This window comes from Flagellimonas sp. ABD4_174 (assembly GCF_056160185.1).
In genome coordinates, this window is the sequence record NZ_JBSWWP010000001.1 from 1,752,549 (window position 1) to 1,768,796 (window position 16,248).

15 protein-coding genes are annotated in these 16,248 nt (G+C 41.8%); 7 read left to right on the forward strand and 8 right to left on the reverse strand.

What is annotated here, in order from left to right; all coding sequences use genetic code 11:
* Nucleotides 1–7 precede the first annotated feature (7 nt).
* The gene (locus ACXAFK_RS07630) at nucleotides 8–955 is read right to left on the reverse strand and encodes a glycosyltransferase family 2 protein (RefSeq protein WP_474957339.1); all 948 of its coding nucleotides are present in this window, start codon (nucleotides 953–955) and stop codon (nucleotides 8–10) included.
* A gap of 42 nt (nucleotides 956–997) precedes the next feature.
* Nucleotides 998–1,519, reverse strand: coding sequence for a DUF4199 domain-containing protein (locus tag ACXAFK_RS07635; RefSeq protein ID WP_474957340.1), 522 nt, complete (start codon nucleotides 1,517–1,519; stop codon nucleotides 998–1,000).
* Between the two features lie 159 nt (nucleotides 1,520–1,678).
* On the opposite strand from ACXAFK_RS07635, the gene ACXAFK_RS07640 reads away from it, so the two are divergent.
* Both ACXAFK_RS07640 and ACXAFK_RS07645 read left to right on the forward strand, forming a co-directional pair.
* Complete coding sequence (locus tag ACXAFK_RS07640) at nucleotides 1,679–1,948, forward strand: type B 50S ribosomal protein L31 (protein WP_224836628.1); 270 nt, start codon at nucleotides 1,679–1,681, stop codon at nucleotides 1,946–1,948.
* Between the two features lie 83 nt (nucleotides 1,949–2,031).
* On the forward strand, nucleotides 2,032–3,207 hold the full coding sequence (locus ACXAFK_RS07645) for a GlmU family protein (RefSeq protein ID WP_474957341.1): 1,176 nt from the start codon (nucleotides 2,032–2,034) through the stop codon (nucleotides 3,205–3,207).
* A 3-nt stretch (nucleotides 3,208–3,210) separates the two neighbouring features.
* Here ACXAFK_RS07645 and ACXAFK_RS07650 read toward each other — a convergent pair whose 3' ends face one another.
* The 3 genes from ACXAFK_RS07650 to ACXAFK_RS07660 form a co-directional block, all read right to left on the reverse strand.
* Nucleotides 3,211–4,290 (reverse strand): 3-keto-alpha-glucoside-1,2-lyase-like domain-containing protein, encoded by a 1,080-nt coding sequence (locus ACXAFK_RS07650; RefSeq protein WP_474957342.1) that lies wholly within the window; start codon nucleotides 4,288–4,290, stop codon nucleotides 3,211–3,213.
* A gap of 355 nt (nucleotides 4,291–4,645) precedes the next feature.
* On the reverse strand, nucleotides 4,646–5,521 hold the full coding sequence (locus ACXAFK_RS07655) for an amidohydrolase family protein (RefSeq protein ID WP_474957343.1): 876 nt from the start codon (nucleotides 5,519–5,521) through the stop codon (nucleotides 4,646–4,648).
* A 193-nt stretch (nucleotides 5,522–5,714) separates the two neighbouring features.
* Nucleotides 5,715–7,760 (reverse strand): amidohydrolase family protein, encoded by a 2,046-nt coding sequence (locus tag ACXAFK_RS07660; RefSeq protein ID WP_474957344.1) that lies wholly within the window; start codon nucleotides 7,758–7,760, stop codon nucleotides 5,715–5,717.
* A gap of 176 nt (nucleotides 7,761–7,936) precedes the next feature.
* On the opposite strand from ACXAFK_RS07660, the gene mtaB reads away from it, so the two are divergent.
* Nucleotides 7,937–9,265, forward strand: a complete 1,329-nt coding sequence (gene mtaB, locus ACXAFK_RS07665) for a tRNA (N(6)-L-threonylcarbamoyladenosine(37)-C(2))-methylthiotransferase MtaB (protein WP_252079982.1) — start codon at nucleotides 7,937–7,939, stop codon at nucleotides 9,263–9,265.
* Nucleotides 9,266–9,314: 49 nt separating this feature from the next.
* Here mtaB and ACXAFK_RS07670 read toward each other — a convergent pair whose 3' ends face one another.
* A complete protein-coding gene (locus tag ACXAFK_RS07670) occupies nucleotides 9,315–9,608 on the reverse strand; it encodes a GNAT family N-acetyltransferase (RefSeq protein WP_224836634.1) in 294 nt (97 codons plus the stop codon).
* A 162-nt stretch (nucleotides 9,609–9,770) separates the two neighbouring features.
* On the opposite strand from ACXAFK_RS07670, the gene ACXAFK_RS07675 reads away from it, so the two are divergent.
* Both ACXAFK_RS07675 and ACXAFK_RS07680 read left to right on the forward strand, forming a co-directional pair.
* The gene (locus ACXAFK_RS07675) at nucleotides 9,771–10,433 is read left to right on the forward strand and encodes an alpha/beta fold hydrolase (RefSeq protein ID WP_474957345.1); all 663 of its coding nucleotides are present in this window, start codon (nucleotides 9,771–9,773) and stop codon (nucleotides 10,431–10,433) included.
* A gap of 49 nt (nucleotides 10,434–10,482) precedes the next feature.
* Nucleotides 10,483–11,451: a lytic transglycosylase domain-containing protein gene (locus tag ACXAFK_RS07680; RefSeq protein WP_474957346.1), complete on the forward strand. Its 969-nt coding sequence runs from the start codon at nucleotides 10,483–10,485 to the stop codon at nucleotides 11,449–11,451.
* 117 nt (nucleotides 11,452–11,568) lie between these two features.
* On the opposite strand, the gene ACXAFK_RS07685 is transcribed toward ACXAFK_RS07680, so the two are convergent.
* Nucleotides 11,569–12,147 (reverse strand): sigma-70 family RNA polymerase sigma factor, encoded by a 579-nt coding sequence (locus ACXAFK_RS07685; protein ID WP_474957347.1) that lies wholly within the window; start codon nucleotides 12,145–12,147, stop codon nucleotides 11,569–11,571.
* 280 nt (nucleotides 12,148–12,427) lie between these two features.
* Nucleotides 12,428–12,943, reverse strand: coding sequence for a DUF2892 domain-containing protein (locus ACXAFK_RS07690; RefSeq protein ID WP_224836638.1), 516 nt, complete (start codon nucleotides 12,941–12,943; stop codon nucleotides 12,428–12,430).
* 167 nt (nucleotides 12,944–13,110) lie between these two features.
* Here ACXAFK_RS07690 and rpmH point away from each other — a divergent pair, with 167 nt between their 5' ends.
* Both rpmH and carB read left to right on the forward strand, forming a co-directional pair.
* Nucleotides 13,111–13,269, forward strand: a complete 159-nt coding sequence (gene rpmH / locus ACXAFK_RS07695; RefSeq protein WP_072882462.1) for a 50S ribosomal protein L34 — start codon at nucleotides 13,111–13,113, stop codon at nucleotides 13,267–13,269.
* Nucleotides 13,270–13,364: 95 nt separating this feature from the next.
* Nucleotides 13,365–16,217, forward strand: a complete 2,853-nt coding sequence (gene carB / locus ACXAFK_RS07700) for a carbamoyl-phosphate synthase large subunit (RefSeq protein WP_369884718.1) — start codon at nucleotides 13,365–13,367, stop codon at nucleotides 16,215–16,217.
* Nucleotides 16,218–16,248 lie beyond the last annotated feature (31 nt).

A 16,248-nucleotide genomic window follows, 5' to 3' on the forward strand; every position in this document is an offset into this window, starting at 1 on the left:
AAATGGCTTAAAGGTTAATTTTATCGGAGATATTGTAACGGGTGTCATTTTTTCGTGACCTCACCATAATTTCTCCGATAAAACCGGCCAAAAAAAGTTGTGTTCCAATGATCATTGCTGTTAAAGCAATGTAAAACTGCGGTCTTTGGGTAATTAAACGTCCGGTCGGGTTCAAGAATAGTTTATCGATCCCCAAATACAGGGAAAAACCAAACCCGACAAAGAACATGAGCACCCCCAAGGCTCCAAAAAGATGCATGGGCCTTCGACCAAACTTTGATACGAACCAAATGGTGATCAAATCCAAAAAACCATTAATAAAGCGTTCTGCCCCAAATTTGGTGGAACCATATTTTCGGGCTTGATGCTGTACCACTTTTTCGGTAATGTCCGAGAAGCCCGCATTTTTGGCCAATACAGGAATGTAGCGGTGCATTTCTCCAGAGACTTCGATGGTCTTTACAACATTTTGGTTAAAGGCCTTGAGGCCACAGTTAAAATCGTGCAGTTTTACACCGGAGGTTTTCCGGGCGGCCCAATTAAAGAGTTTGGAGGGTATGTTTTTGGTGATAACCGAATCGTACCGTTTCTTTTTCCAGCCCGATACCACATGGCGACCTTCTTGGGTGATCATTCGGTACATATCCGGAATTTCTTCTGGGTTGTCCTGAAGGTCGGCGTCCATAGTTATCACTACATTGCCTGCGGTGGCTTTGAACCCGGCGTGCAGTGCCTGCGATTTGCCAAAATTCTTAAGGAAACGTATCCCTTTTACATTTTTGTTTTGCTCGGACAGTTCGGAAATAGTTTTCCAAGAACCATCGGTACTGCCATCATCAATAAAGATGATTTCATAAGAAAAATGATTGGATTGCATCACTTGCACAATCCAATCATGAAGTTCTATTAGCGATTCTTGCTCGTTAAGTAAAGGAATTACAATGGAAATCTGCATTGTTCGATTCTGGAATTCCCTCCAAAAGTAGCATTTTTTGTTTTAGTATTCCGCTTTGGACTTTTTCAAGATCAATCCGGTAATGAGACCGATAATCAATCCGATCACACAGTTGATGATCAACCCAACGGGATATTGTATCCAAGCAAAGCTTTTTTGCATTTCCACACCTTGCTCCCATTGTTCCTCGGTCATGTTCGGGTTTTGGGCCATGGCCTTGGGCTTTGCAATTTCCATGGCCTTGTCCATAAAGTCGGGTTCAATAAAATTTGTTAGAACATATTGATATGCAAGGGACAATATGGTGCCTACCAGGGCCACTCCAACAGCAACTTTTAAAGCTTCTGAAATGGCCAGGTATCCGCCGTTGGCCTTTTTAAAGGAGTTTACGGCAATAAATATAGCAGCTGCCATGAGTACAATGGAGATTACCATTACCGAGGTGCTCATCTCATAATGCATTTTTTGGGTGTAGAGCATTATGCCGAACACCACAAAAACAGCACCTAACAAAAGCCCATAGTTAAGTGCAAATTTTCCCGTTTTAACTTGTTGTTCTTCCATTTTTTTAAAATTTGTTTTGATTATAGTTGGTTAGTGCAATATTGCCTAAATTTGTTACATATAAATTTACTTTTATTTTTTTAGTGATTTTAAGTTGGCAATATCAAAGAAATCATTAAATTTGCACCCTGAAAATTCTGAGATTAAGCATTTAAGACGATGAGAAAAGATATACACCCAGAAAACTATAGATTGGTTGCTTTTAAAGACATGTCCAACGAGGATGTTTTTATTACAAAGTCCACTGCTGAAGCGAAAGAAACCATCACTGTGGATGGTGTTGAATATCCTTTGGTGAAATTGGAAATTTCAAGAACTTCGCACCCGTACTACACTGGTAAGACTAAATTGGTAGATACCGCTGGTAGAATCGATAAGTTCAAGAACAAGTACAAAAAATTCAAGAAAGAAGAGAAGAAGGCCGAGTAGGTCGAACTTTTCAACGAAATATATGGACGCTCTCGATGGTTTTCGAGGGCGTTTTTTATTTTTACAGTATTCAAAGCTGAGCAATGAACTATATCCTTTCTGACGGTAACCACCGCGAAGACCTGTTCCCCTTTACCTTAACGCGTCCCGTAGCAGGAATCCGTATAGGTATTTTGACCATAGCCGAAAAATGGGAAAAATGGTTGAAGGCCCCAGTTAGTTTTCGAACCGAAGATTACCTGTCCGAAAAGTTTCCTTTAAGGACCAATGATCAAAATATAGTGATCAATGGGAGTTATCTTCCGAACAATGCCTTGGTGCAGGCTGTTCAAAAACTTAAAATGGGGGAGGCGCTTATGGATAACGATGGGTATATTGCCTATGTAACCGATAGGCCCGAAATGCAATTTGAGGCTTCCAATTACATCGCTTTACCGTTTACGGGCGATGTATTGACCATTCGAAAAACATGGGATATCTTTTCCAATAATGCGGTTGTCCTCCAATCTGATTTCGATTTGGTTACCAAAGGCAGAAAAAGTGAGCCCATACCCGATACCAACCAAGTTAAAAACCCTGAAAATATATTTATAGAGGAAGGCGCTGTAGTGGATTTCTGTATTTTGAACGCTTCCACCGGGCCAATATATATTGGCAAAAACGCTTTAATGATGGAAGGTTGCACCGTTCGTGGAGGATTGGCACTCTGCGATAATGCCATCTTAAAAATGGGAGCAAAAATTTATGGTGCCGTAACCGCGGGGCCAGGAAGTAAATTAGGTGGGGAAGTGAACAATGCCGTGTTGTTCGCCAACTCCAACAAAGGACACGATGGCTTTTTGGGCAATTCGGTATTGGGGGAGTGGTGCAATATTGGGGCGGATACCAACACCTCCAATCTAAAGAACAACTACGCACCTGTACGCCTGTGGAACTACAAAATAGAAGGCTTTGAAAAAACAGGGCTTCAGTTTTGTGGCTTAATGATGGGCGACCATTCCAAATGTGGTATCAATGTAATGTTCAATACCGGAACTGTGGTAGGCGTAAGCGCCAATATTTTCGGGAGTGGTTTTCCTAGAAACTTTATCCCAAGTTTTAGTTGGGGAGGTGCATCGGGCTACACCACTTTTAGGACCAATAAGGCATTTGAGGTAGCCGAGGCCATGATGAAACGTCGTAATATGGAGTTCAACGGGACCGAGGCCAAAATTTTGGAACATGTCTTTGAGTTGACCCAAAAATGGCGGAATTTTTAATCCTTATTCCAACTTTCCCATTAGTCCCCAACCATTGGCTCTATCGATAACCACACAGTGCAGGGTATTAAACCCCTTTTTAAGTTTAAGCGGAATTTTGTTGGCAGTTAGGCCTAAATGCCCTTGAAACTGATTGTTTTTTGACCTGAAGGCATTATTGCCATAAAAAATGGCTTCCCTATTTAAATACACAATGATTTTATCGCTAAAATCAAAAGAGAATAAGCGGGTCTGGGCGTTATCCACCGCTATGGTTGCGGATGCTACTGTATAAGCTTCTTGGTTGCGTTCAAAGTTGCCCGATGTAGGCTTTGCCAAATATCTGGAAATGGGCAATATGCCAGATTGCTCAGTGTAAACAGTGGTGGTCTTCGCATTTTCAAAATCTTCGAAGCGTATTTCGCCATCTATGTAAGGTTGGGCCTCAGTTATGTCCCATTCGCCTATAATACCTTTCTCGGGAGTTAGTATAGGATATGGCTCTTTAACCACGGCCTCACCGGTTTTGGTAATTTTTAAGTTGGCGAACCTATTTCCGAACAGGGCAAAAAGACCAATTTCCCCTATTAAATTGCCCGATCTTAATCGATCTATCCGCATCACCTCTTCACCATTGATAAACAAGGTGGCGCCTAAATCTTCGACCTCTATCCGGAACAGATTCCAACCTTCGGTCTTAAAGGCGACATTCGCTTGAAATTCAGGATACAACTGCCAGTTGCTCTCGTTGTTGTAGGTAGGGGTGTATTGTACCGCATCCACTTGCCTCGACTTGTGCATGCGCATGTACACCTCTTCAAAATTTCCTTCTGATTTACGGAAGACTACGCCCGCAAAGCTACGTTTTTGGTTGGCGTACACTTCCATTTCCATAGCGCCGTTGGAAAATTCGAATCCTTTGGCAAAAGCAGTGCCATTGACTATAATAGTCTCTTTACCATCAAAATTTTCAAAATTTACCGAGCTGCCTTGGGCCGGAGTCCAATAATCGGGATGTAAAGGGATATTTTGTGTAGTTTGGGCATTTATCGGTCGCATAAAGAGTAACGCGCCAATTATCAATGGGATACGTGAAAGTTTCATTGTATATCTGTTTTTTTGATTGATGATCAAACACCTATGTTGTCGGAGGTAACCGGTGTTCCTAACGCTTTAAAATTAAAAAAAAGCAGGGTTGGTATAGGGCTCTTTAAACAACAGCACCGTTATTTTTAACAGGCTTATAGATTGACCACAAGTTACATGGATGTTCTAAATAGTCTAACATTGAATTTAGCTTGGTGAATAGGATGGTGTTAAGGGATATATACCTGTTGGTGAGGGTTCAAATTAAAATGTTAAGGTCATGATTATTGTTTCTTTCTGCCGGCGGACCTAGCCATGCTGTTCAAGATAGCTTTAATAAGATAGGATGGTTTAAAATGTAGGTATCAAATACCTACTCCTCCAATTGTAAAAAACGTACTGCGTTTTCGTAGAAAATTTTTCTTTTATCGTTTTCGGTCAAGAAATCGTAACTGTTCAATTGGTCGATACTTTTTTTAATGGCATGTGGCCACACCATTTGGTCCGAGCCGTACATAACCCTATCGATAAGGCCATATTTTTTCGCTTTACGTAAAAATTGTTCTGCATAGTCCTTTGGTTGTTCGTCCACCCATAATATCACTCCCAAATCCGAATATAGTTGAGAATATTGTAACATTAGACGAAGAGCGTTTTCATAAAACACCTCTCCGGCATGCATCAAATAGATACGTAGATTTGGGTGTTTGGCCAGAACATCTTCCAAGGTAAGAGGGTCTCCCAATTTTATTCTAAAGTTGGGACAGCATCGGGTCGTAATATCGGAAGGACCGCCACCCGTATGCACTGCAACGGGAATATCGTAGCGCTCACAAATGTCCAAATAGGGTTCAAACTCGGGGTCGGATAGGGTGTAACCATCATAAACAGCGCCTATTTCCCCAAAGACTTTGAGTTTGCCAGAGGTTATCAATGCTTTGAAGGCCACAGTGTCTTTTGGCGGAGAGTTGGTGTAGTAGCCAGGAATCAAAATGCCTTCATCATCCAAGGTGTTGGCTCCCCCAATAGTGCTTACAACAGCTTTTGTAATGTTGTTTTCTTTTAAGGCCTTAATTAGCTCAGTTTTGAAGGTTTCATAATCTTTGGGCGAGAAAACACCATCACGGGCCGGGGCCACGAAATATGTCTGTGGGGTATAATCGTGTAGGTGCATATCAATAATAGGCGGCCCATAGTTTTGAGCGAAAGCAAAGAGTGGCAGCAGTAGTGCCATTACCATTTTTCTCATTTTGTGCATAATTTAGGCATAGCTATGAGGCAATGTGTTTCAATGCCCATGTATGCGGGGGAAGTATTTACAAGTAACAAAAAAATAATGGAATTTGTATCTATTCCGGTGGTTAGTTTAAAATTTTGGGACCTGCTGCAGAAAAAAGCCAGTGAGATTGTCCCACTGGCCTTGAAACTTATAAATAATTAGTTTATTCCGAAATCTGGGGCTTTTCGGTAAACGGGGTTATTCCAAAGGCGGGATATACCTCGGAGGGGTAGTAAATTGTTCCTCCGCGAGATACCATGGCGATACTTTTTATGGCCTTGATATTTTCCACAGGGTTTCCGGGCACTAGGAAGAAATCGGCCAATTTACCAACTTCTATGCTTCCCAAACTTTCATGCCCTAGGTATTGTGCCATATCATAGCTGGCAAGTTTAAGTACTTCGGCGGGAGTATAGCCCAATTGCTCAGTATAGAGCTCTAGTTCGCGATGTAAGTTAAATGCACCGCCCAAATCGGTTCCAGGAACAATGAGTATTCCTTTATCTTTCATTAATTTTAGTGTTTCCACAATTTTATCGTAGGCATCCCGGTAGGCCTTATCCTCTTCATCGTCGGCAATTTGAGCCAGGGCTACTTTTAGGCTTCGCTGTTCATTGGGCGGCATGTGGTCCACATAATCCAAGGCGCCAGGCGTAACTTCTCCGTTGCGTGAGAGCATTAAGCGTTCATGAATGGACAATGTGGGGTCCATTGCTGTTTGGTTGGCCACGAACAGGTCCAAGGTTTCCTGTACTTTATCGCTGTTCAAATCCAATTGGGGAAAGCGTTTCATGGCGGTGAGTCGCAATAGGGTCCGGGTGTCTTCTTCGGGTTCCAGTACCCATCCAAGCATGGTTTGGTTAATGTGCGTCATCTCGTCGTAGCCTGCTCTTAGCATATCGTTGGCATTGGAAAATGCAGGAACATGTCCTGTAACGAACAAGCCTTGATCGTGTGCTTTTTTTACAATGGCGGGCGCCCATTCGCCGTTCATACTATTGTACAGTTTTATACCATAAAAGCCAAGGCTGTCGTAACTGTCCACTGCGGCCAAGGCTTCCTCTTTTGTTTCCACCAAAATACCGTTATTGCTACTGTATGGACTTTTTCCTTCGATGAATCCGAGTCGGGTTATCCGTGGACCTGCCAATTCACCAGAATTGATTTTATCGATAAGGTTGCTAAGTACTTCGGTGTTGTTGCCCATATCTCTGAAAGAGGTAACTCCGGCCAAAACATTCAATAAGGCTCCATTGTCCCCCGTGTGGGCGTGCATTTCATATAATCCAGGAACTAAGGTTCCCCCGTTTCCTTGGATAAGAACTTCGTTGTCGCCAGTGGTATCTGCAGATTCTATGGCCGTGATGTTTTCATCTTCCACTACAACGGATACAGGGTCGGTCAAAGACAATGTTTTAGGATCAAAAACCTTAACATTGGCAATGCGTACCTTTTTAGTGTAGTTGTGGGCAAATTCTTTTTGTAGCTTTTCGTAGCGTTCTGCAGAATAGTTTTCGGCAAGTTCCCTTAAACTTTTTTCTTCGGCTTCGTATCCATCCCTGATTACAATATATCGTGGTGAGATAGCGGCGAAGAATTTGTTGTTTTCATCCACAATAAAGTAAGATGGATTCATTTCGGCACCGGATAGGGCATAGGTGGTCAAGGCCAATTCACCGTCACCTGATGCATTCGGTACATTTACCTCTTCCATTTTGGTCAAAGTAAGATTACCGGCAGGAAGCACGGGTAAGGTGTTATTGGGTGCATCCATCAATAATCGAGCTGCCAAGACTGCGGTGTACGGGCTGCCAAATTGGTTTACATAAAGCTTTGGGGTATCTAAAACGGTATTGCCCGAACCGGTGGCGTCGGTCCATGAAGCACCATCGCCCTCCATGGAGAATTTTTCGTTCACTGCATTTCCAAATGTGGTGTTACCTGTTACTTCCCAGCTAACCGGGAAGCCTTTGGAGTCGAGGACAAGGGTCTCTTTTATTGTTGGTCCACGGCCATTGTTCTTATAGTCGTAATCTATATTAATGGTATCTCCAATGGTATTCACTTTTAGGTACCCTACTTTGGTATCGCTTATGATCACGGAATAATTTTCTTCTCCTTGATGATCTGCCAAGGACGAGTTGGTTTCGGTTTTACAAGAATAGGAGGTCAATACGATCAATCCTATTAGAAGTAATCTGATTTTCATTGAGTTGATTTTAGTTTATGGTTCAAGTTAACTAATTTTATGCTTTTTTCTATTTTTTGGTAGGCAGTAAACAGTTGACAGCGGGCATTTTACAGTTGGGTTATCAACAATGCGATCATTTTCGATAACTCACAACAAATCGTTATCTTTGCGCCCCCTAAAAGTAAGGCAGGCAAATGAGCAAAAAGGTCGCATTTTACACATTGGGTTGTAAACTCAATTTCTCCGAAACTTCTACAATTGCCAGAGGTTTTGAAAAGGAGGATTTTCAGCGTGTGGACTTTTCGGATGAAGCAGATGTATACGTAATCAATACCTGTTCGGTAACGGAAAATGCGGATAAACGCTTTAAAACTATTGTAAAACAGGCCCAAAAGTCGAATCCCGATGCTTTTGTAGCGGCTGTGGGCTGTTACGCCCAGTTGAAACCAGAAGAATTGGCCGAGGTGGATGGTGTTGATTTGGTACTGGGTGCAACGGAAAAGTTCAAGATCACGGACTATTTGAACGACCTTACCAAGAACGATAAGGGCGAAGTGCACTCTTGTGAAATCGAAGATGCCGATTTTTATGTGGGGAGTTACGCCATTGGCGACCGCACACGTGCCTTTTTAAAGGTGCAGGACGGCTGCGATTACAAATGTACCTATTGTACTATTCCCTTGGCACGCGGTATTTCGCGCAGCGATACATTGAGCAATGTATTGAACAACGCCAAAAAAATAGCCTCGCAGGATATTAAGGAGATCGTACTTACCGGGGTAAATATTGGCGACTACGGGAAAGGTGAGTTTGGCAATAAAAAGCATGAGCATACCTTTTTGGATTTGGTAAAAGCGTTGGATACCATCAATGGCATCCATAGATTGCGCATATCTTCCATAGAACCAAACTTGTTAAAGAACGAGACTATCGATTTTGTTGCACAGAGCAACTCCTTCGTTCCCCATTTTCATGTGCCTTTGCAGAGTGGGAGCGACGATATTTTAAAGAAGATGCGACGTCGATATTTGTCCAATTTGTATGTGGATAGGGTGAAACGCATCAAATCTGCTATGCCCCACGCCTGTATTGGTGTGGATGTGATCGTTGGGTTCCCTGGGGAAACGGACGAACACTTCTTGGAAACCTATCACTTTTTGAACGATTTGGATATTTCTTACCTGCATGTATTTACCTATTCTGAAAGGGACAATACAGTAGCGGCCGAAATGGAAGATGTGGTGCCCAAAAAGGTACGCAACAAACGGAGTAAAATGTTAAGGGGACTGTCTGCCAAAAAAAGAAGGGCTTTTTACGAGAGCCAATTGGGTACTGTACGGACCGTACTGTTCGAAGGGGAGAACAAGAAAGGCTATATTCATGGCTTTACCGAAAACTACATCAAGGTAAAGGCTCCTTGGGACCCTGCTTTGGTGAACACCTTGCACCAAGTAGAGTTAGAAGATATCGACGCGGATGGACTGGTTCGCTTCAAGTTTGTTTCCAGTGAGATTGTGGCATAAAAAAACCTCCTGAAAAAGGAGGCTTGGATGTTTTTGATCATTGATCAAATCAGATTCGGATACCTACGGGCAACATTTCCTTGTACTGCCTGTTTTTTCTTAAGAAACCTGCAATTTGCGGACTTGTAGGCACAACTCTTAGATTTTTCTCTTGGATTTCGTTCAATACAGCTTTAATAAAATCCTCTTTAAAGCCTTCTTTTGTAATTTCTTCCGGAATAACCAGTTTGGTCAAAAATACTTTACGCTCTTGTGAAGAGTACTCAATTTTGGCTAAATGCCCATTGACGGTAGTTTCAAATTGGCGTAGGAAACTATTGTCAGTGATTTCCAATGTTGTCATATAGAACTTGTTTTTTTAATGACTCGCAGAAATACCTTAAGGTATCTCTAATTCCCCCATCATATAAATAATGTATCGGTTAGGTGGGGTTGGCTGCAAAAGGGCTACAAAAGTAGTGAAAATATTGCTAATTTCCTAGTCCTTATCGATATTTGGTGTACTATGACCGATAACAAAACCCATGTCTACCTAATGCCAGGAATGGCTGCCAATTCTTCGATTTTTGAGGGGATCAAGCTTCCGGAAGACCAATTTACTTGCCATACCTTGGAGTGGTTCGTGCCCGAAAAAGGAATGGATTTGGAAGCATATGCCAAAAAAATGTGCAAAAAAATAAACGAACCCAACCCAGTTTTGTTGGGGGTTTCATTTGGTGGTATGTTGGTACAAGAGATGGCCAAGATCATGCCCGTACGAAAGCTGATCGTGGTATCGTCGGTAAAAAGTAAGCACGAGCTACCTAAAAGAATGATTTTTGCCAAGTACACCAAAGTCCACAAACTGCTACCAACGGGTTTGGTGAACAATGTGGAATTGTTGGCCAAATATGCCTTTGGCGAAACCGTGACCAAGCGTTTGCACTTGTACGAAAAATATCTGTCCGTTCGCGACAAATATTATATTGATTGGTCCATAGATCAGATTGTGAACTGGGATCAAGAGGTTCCTCCGGAGCATACCGTTCATATTCAAGGGGAGAAAGATGCAGTTTTTCCACCATCCCATATAAAGGACTGCATTTTGGTAAAAAATGGCACACATACCATGATCATTCACCGTGCTCGTTGGTTCAATGAGCACCTCTCCACAATTATTTTGGAATAATTTCGTCTATATAATAGTATCTTTACATTGATAATAAATTAGGGAAGACATGAAACAAGTAAAAAACATATTGGCCTTTATTGGATTAATGGCCGTAGTGAGCACGTTGATTTTTGCCGTGCAGTCGAATGAAGTGGATGAAAAACCAGAATTGCAAGAAGTTGAAACAACGGTATCGGACAAAAATGTTGCGGATACATATCAAATAAGCGCCATTGAAATCCCTGAGGACCTGAATTTTGCCGGAGAAGCGGTTCCACAGGAAGATCCAGAGATCATGGAGCGCGTGGACCGGGAGTTTTTGGTGAACACCTATTGGCAATCCAATGCCCTTTTATTGATGAAAAGGGCCAACAAATACTTTCCAATCATTGAACCCATTCTTAAAAAGAACGGAATCCCGGATGATTTTAAATATTTGGCCGTGGCCGAAAGTGGTTTGCAAAATGTAGTTTCCCCAGCAGGAGCTACCGGTTTTTGGCAGATAATGCGCGCCACGGGCAAGGAGTACGGTCTGGAGGTCAATTCCAATGTGGATGAACGCTATCATGTGGAAAAAGCGACTCAGGTCGCTTGCGACTATTTAAACAAATGGAAAGATCGTTTTGGTAGCTGGACCCTTACCGCAGCCGCGTACAATGCCGGACCTGCCGGGGTTCAAAAATATATGGATATTCAACAAGTGGACGATTATTACGATCTATTGTTGGGGCAGGAGACAGGCCGCTATGTGTTCCGCATTTTGGCCATTAAAGAAATTCTATCCCATCCAGAAAAATATGGTTTTCAGTTAGATCAGGACGATATGTACGAAAAGGTGCCCACTTTTACCGTTGAAATTGATACTGCGGTATCCAATTGGGCGGATTTCGCAGAACAGTACGAAATAAACTATAAGATATTAAAACGACACAACCCTTGGTTGCGCGAACCTCATTTAAACAATGCTTCCCGCAAAAAGTACACCATAGAAATACCGAACAAAGGATATTACCGAGTGGGGAATGTAGGGAAGTAATTGGTATTGGCGCTAATATTCTTGGTGGTAGTGGTAAATTGGTTTTTGTTTGGGGTTATCTATCTCAATACCTAACACTCCAAAGCAAAACAAAAGAATAGTTTTATTCGGTCGGGTCTACTTGCAAATTTTGCAATCCTCTTTGTCCTGTAATTGGCCTACTAGATAGCCTTGTTCACTCATTTCGTAACCACAACAATCCATAAAGCCTTCGGCAATTTTTTGTCGTCCACGTTGTATTTGCGATTTTACGGTGGGTAACGGTAAACTTAATTTTTTTGCAACCTCTTTTTGTTTTAATCCCATTATATCGGCCAAAAAGATAGGTTCTCTGTACTTTTTAGGTAGATTAACTAAAATACCTCTTAAACAATCTTTTTCGGTATGTTCATGGGTTTCAGGAACATCCTCTGTATCAAAATCATTAAATTCAATTTTTACTTTACTGGTTTTTAAATAATCCATCAAAGTATATCGCGCTACGGAAAACAACCAAGATTTTAGCTTGTTGCCATCTTTTAGGGTGTGCAGCTTGGTGTGTACCTTTATAAAGGTGTCTTGTAAAATATCATTTGCAACAGTTTCATCTTTGGTTTTACTGAGAATAAAACGTTTGATGTCTTCCGAATACGTCTCCCAAATCTGTGTTGTGGTCATACTTAAAGATAAAAAATCAGCTTGAATTATGATGTTCAAGCTGATTCTTGGTTTAACAATTACAATTGGTGCACGTACAGTTGTTGCATGTACAATCTGAACATCTTCCGTTGTTACAAGGTTCGCAATTGCAATTACAAGATTTATCTGTTTTCATAAGTGAATGAATTTTATGGTTCACTTAATAGACGATAGAACTTTAAAAAAGATGCATTCGAAATACAGAAATTTTTAAGGGGCCTCTTAATAACAAATTATGGAGCGGAGGCATCCCAAATCAAGTGTGCAATACCACCAAAATAAAAAGATAAAGTAAAAATTAAATCTTCTTCATCTGCTGCTGCATCATTTTGATTTGATCGGTAAGCATATTGTTTTTATCCAATTTTTTGGCCTCTTGCAACAATTGTGTCGCTTCACGCTTTCTGCGCTTTTGCATGGCAATACCGGCCAAGCTCAATTTGGTCATGGCCACATCGTAATCCATGGTCAAACCAAATTTTAGGGCCTTTTTAAAGTATTTTTCGGCCTGGGTCAGATTTTTCTGGGAGTAGATGATACCGTGCAAATAATTGTAATATCCCACTTGCTTTTTGATCAAAGCAGATTCCGGGTTCTTAATTTTATCCAACCAGCCCTGTACACCGTCCAAATCCTGTTTTCTCATTTTAAGAAACGCCAAAAGAATGAACTCGTTCCGGAAATAAAGAAAAATGAAAACAAGGGAGAGCAAGATCAGTGCAATTCCATTGCCAATATTGCCCTCAATAAACTGAAATACGGCATAGGCTATAATAAGAACGGCAATAACGAGCTTGATATTTTTATTGAACATGTGGTCTAGAGTTTTTACCTTTAGTTAAGCGCAGGCAAAAGTACTAAAAACTTAATTAAATATTTTAAGTTTGGGCTTGCCAAAGTAAAAAGTCTTTGTATATTTGCGCCCAGAATTTTTTAGGGAAGAGTAACTTCCCATCAACAAATCCATAAAACAGTTCGGAAATGAAAAGAACGTATCAACCATCCAAAAGGAAGAGAAGAAACAAGCATGGTTTTAGGGAGCGCATGGCGACTGCCAATGGTAGAAAAGTTCTTGCGAGAAGAAGAGCCAAAGGAAGAAAAAGATTAACTGTTTCCTCTGAGCCAAGACATAAAAAATAATGATAGTATTTATTATTTAAATTAAAGGTGTTACTTTTCCAGGTAACACCTTTTTTTTGACATATAAGCAGATAACCGAGAAACCCCTTAAGAAAATGCCCAAAAGAAAAGATTTAAATTCCATTTTGATTATTGGTTCTGGTCCGATCATCATCGGTCAGGCATGTGAGTTCGATTATTCCGGTTCCCAAGCACTTCGCTCCCTACGGGAAGATGGTATCGAAACCATTTTGATAAATAGCAACCCCGCCACCATTATGACGGACCCAGCTATGGCAGATCATGTTTACCTTAAACCGTTGACCACCAAGTCGATAATCGAAATACTTAAAAAGCATCCCAATATTGATGCGGTTTTACCGACCATGGGCGGGCAAACAGCGCTGAATCTTTGTATCGAAGCAGATGATAAAGGGATATGGGAAGATTTTGGAGTGGAGATCATCGGGGTTGACATTGATGCCATCAACATAACCGAAGACCGGGAAAAGTTTAGGGAATTAATGCTGAAAATTGGAATAGGCATGCCTCCCCAGGCCTCGGCGACCTCGTTCCTAAAAGGAAAGGAAATTGCCCAAGAATTTGGATTTCCATTGGTAATCAGGGCTTCTTTTACCCTTGGTGGAGCAGGTGCGGCCATAGTTCACGACCCGGAGGATTTTGATGGTCAGCTGAGCCATGGGTTGGAAGTGTCCCCAATTCACGAAGTGATGATCGATAAGGCCCTAATGGGGTGGAAGGAATATGAATTGGAACTGCTACGTGACAAAAACGACAACGTAGTCATCATCTGTACTATCGAGAATATGGATCCGATGGGTATCCACACAGGGGATTCCATTACGGTGGCTCCCGCTATGACCCTATCGGACAGGACGTTTCAACGAATGCGTGATATGGCCATCCATATGATGCGCAGCATTGGGGATTTTGCCGGTGGATGTAACGTACAGTTTGCCGTTAGCCCGGACGAAAAAGAAGACATTATAGCCATTGAAATTAACCCGAGGGTTTCCCGTTCCTCTGCGTTGGCATCCAAGGCCACGGGGTATCCGATTGCAAAAATCGCTGCTAAATTGGCCATTGGTTATACGTTGGATGAGTTGGACAACCAGATTACCAAGTCGACTTCAGCTTTGTTCGAACCAACATTGGACTACGTAATCGTAAAAATACCACGCTGGAACTTTGATAAATTCGAAGGTTCTGACAGAACCTTGGGACTCCAGATGAAGTCGGTAGGAGAGGTAATGGGAATTGGGCGTTCCTTCCAAGAAGCCCTGCACAAGGCTACACAATCCTTGGAGATTAAGCGTAATGGTCTGGGAGCCGATGGTAAAGGATACAAAGATTACGAAACCATCATCGAGAAATTACGTGTACCCAGCTGGGATAGGGTTTTTGTAATCTATGACGCCATTCAACTGGGAATACCATTAAAACGTATCCACGAGATCACCAAGATAGATATGTGGTTCCTTAAACAATACGAGGAATTGCACTTCTTGGAGATGGAAATATCAAAATACACCATAGAAAGCTTGCCAAAAGCACTGTTGTTGGAAGCAAAACAAAAAGGTTTTGCGGACAGACAGATTGCCCACATGCTGGATTGCTGGGAAAGCGAAGTGCACAGCAAACGTATGGACTTGAACATCAACCGAGTATACAAACTGGTGGATACCTGTGCTGCGGAGTTTAAAGCGGTAACACCTTATTATTACTCTACTTTCGAAGAAGAAATCGAAACACCGACCGGAGAACGCTACGTGGCCAATGATAGTGTGGTGACCGACAAGAAAAAGATTGTTGTTTTAGGGTCTGGTCCCAATCGAATAGGACAAGGAATCGAGTTCGACTACTGCTGTGTACACGGAGTTTTGGCGGCTGCCGAATGCGGTTACGAGACCATTATGATAAATTGCAACCCGGAAACCGTTTCCACCGATTTTGATACAGCGGATAAACTCTACTTTGAACCCGTGTTCTGGGAGCATATTTACGATATTATCCTTCACGAAAAGCCAGAAGGCGTAATTGTGCAGTTGGGCGGACAGACCGCCCTCAAACTTGCCGAGAAACTGGACAAGTATGGTATCAATATCATCGGAACCAGCTTCCAGTCCCTCGACTTGGCCGAGGATAGAGGTAGTTTTTCCACCCTGCTGAAGAACAACGATATTCCTTACCCGAAATTTGGCGTGGCCGAAACAGCGGACGAAGCTTTGGATTTGGCCGAGGAATTGAAATTCCCATTATTGGTAAGGCCTTCTTATGTATTGGGTGGCCAAGGAATGAAAATTGTGATCAATAAAGAGGAACTGGAAGCCCATGTGGTGGACTTGTTGCGCAAGATACCGAACAACAAGCTGCTGTTGGATCATTACTTGGATGGCGCTATCGAGGCAGAGGCAGATGCCATTTGCGACGGTGAGGATGTGTACATTATTGGGATTATGGAGCATATTGAACCTTGTGGAATCCATTCAGGTGATTCCAATGCAACATTGCCACCCTTTAATTTAGGCGAGTTTGTGATGCAACAAATAAAAGATCATACCAAAAAAATTGCGTTGGCACTTAATACCGTTGGTTTGATCAATATTCAGTTTGCTGTAAAGGATGATACGGTTTATATTATTGAAGCGAACCCTAGGGCGTCGCGTACAGTACCATTTATTGCCAAGGCATACAAAGAGCCTTATGTAAATTATGCCACAAAAGTAATGTTGGGAGATAAAAAGGTGAAGGACTTCAACTTTAATCCACAATTGGAAGGCTATGCCATTAAGCAGCCCGTTTTCTCTTTTAATAAGTTCCCTAACGTAAATAAAAATCTGGGTCCCGAGATGAAAAGTACAGGAGAGAGTATTTTGTTCATCGATAGTTTAAAAGATGATGAGTTCTATAACCTATATTCCAGAAGGAAAATGTATTTGAGCAAGTAATTCATTACTGATCGAGAATAAAAAAGGGCCG

Excerpts from the sequence above, each read along its gene's own strand:
- ACXAFK_RS07690 (WP_224836638.1), bottom strand. The coding sequence starts at position 12,943 with ATGTTCAATAAAAATATCAAGCTCGTTATTGCCGTTCTTATTATAGCC.
- ACXAFK_RS07635 (WP_474957340.1), bottom strand. The coding sequence starts at position 1,519 with ATGGAAGAACAACAAGTTAAAACGGGAAAATTTGCACTTAACTATGGG.
- ACXAFK_RS07630 (WP_474957339.1), bottom strand. The coding sequence starts at position 955 with ATGCAGATTTCCATTGTAATTCCTTTACTTAACGAGCAAGAATCGCTA.
- mtaB (WP_252079982.1), top strand. The coding sequence starts at position 7,937 with ATGAGCAAAAAGGTCGCATTTTACACATTGGGTTGTAAACTCAATTTC.
- ACXAFK_RS07640 (WP_224836628.1), top strand. The coding sequence starts at position 1,679 with ATGAGAAAAGATATACACCCAGAAAACTATAGATTGGTTGCTTTTAAA.
- ACXAFK_RS07660 (WP_474957344.1), bottom strand. The coding sequence starts at position 7,760 with ATGAAAATCAGATTACTTCTAATAGGATTGATCGTATTGACCTCCTAT.
- ACXAFK_RS07655 (WP_474957343.1), bottom strand. The coding sequence starts at position 5,521 with ATGAGAAAAATGGTAATGGCACTACTGCTGCCACTCTTTGCTTTCGCT.
- ACXAFK_RS07645 (WP_474957341.1), top strand. The coding sequence starts at position 2,032 with ATGAACTATATCCTTTCTGACGGTAACCACCGCGAAGACCTGTTCCCC.
- carB (WP_369884718.1), top strand. The coding sequence starts at position 13,365 with ATGCCCAAAAGAAAAGATTTAAATTCCATTTTGATTATTGGTTCTGGT.
- ACXAFK_RS07675 (WP_474957345.1), top strand. The coding sequence starts at position 9,771 with ATGACCGATAACAAAACCCATGTCTACCTAATGCCAGGAATGGCTGCC.
- ACXAFK_RS07680 (WP_474957346.1), top strand. The coding sequence starts at position 10,483 with ATGAAACAAGTAAAAAACATATTGGCCTTTATTGGATTAATGGCCGTA.
- ACXAFK_RS07670 (WP_224836634.1), bottom strand. The coding sequence starts at position 9,608 with ATGACAACATTGGAAATCACTGACAATAGTTTCCTACGCCAATTTGAA.
- rpmH (WP_072882462.1), top strand. The coding sequence starts at position 13,111 with ATGAAAAGAACGTATCAACCATCCAAAAGGAAGAGAAGAAACAAGCAT.
- ACXAFK_RS07650 (WP_474957342.1), bottom strand. The coding sequence starts at position 4,290 with ATGAAACTTTCACGTATCCCATTGATAATTGGCGCGTTACTCTTTATG.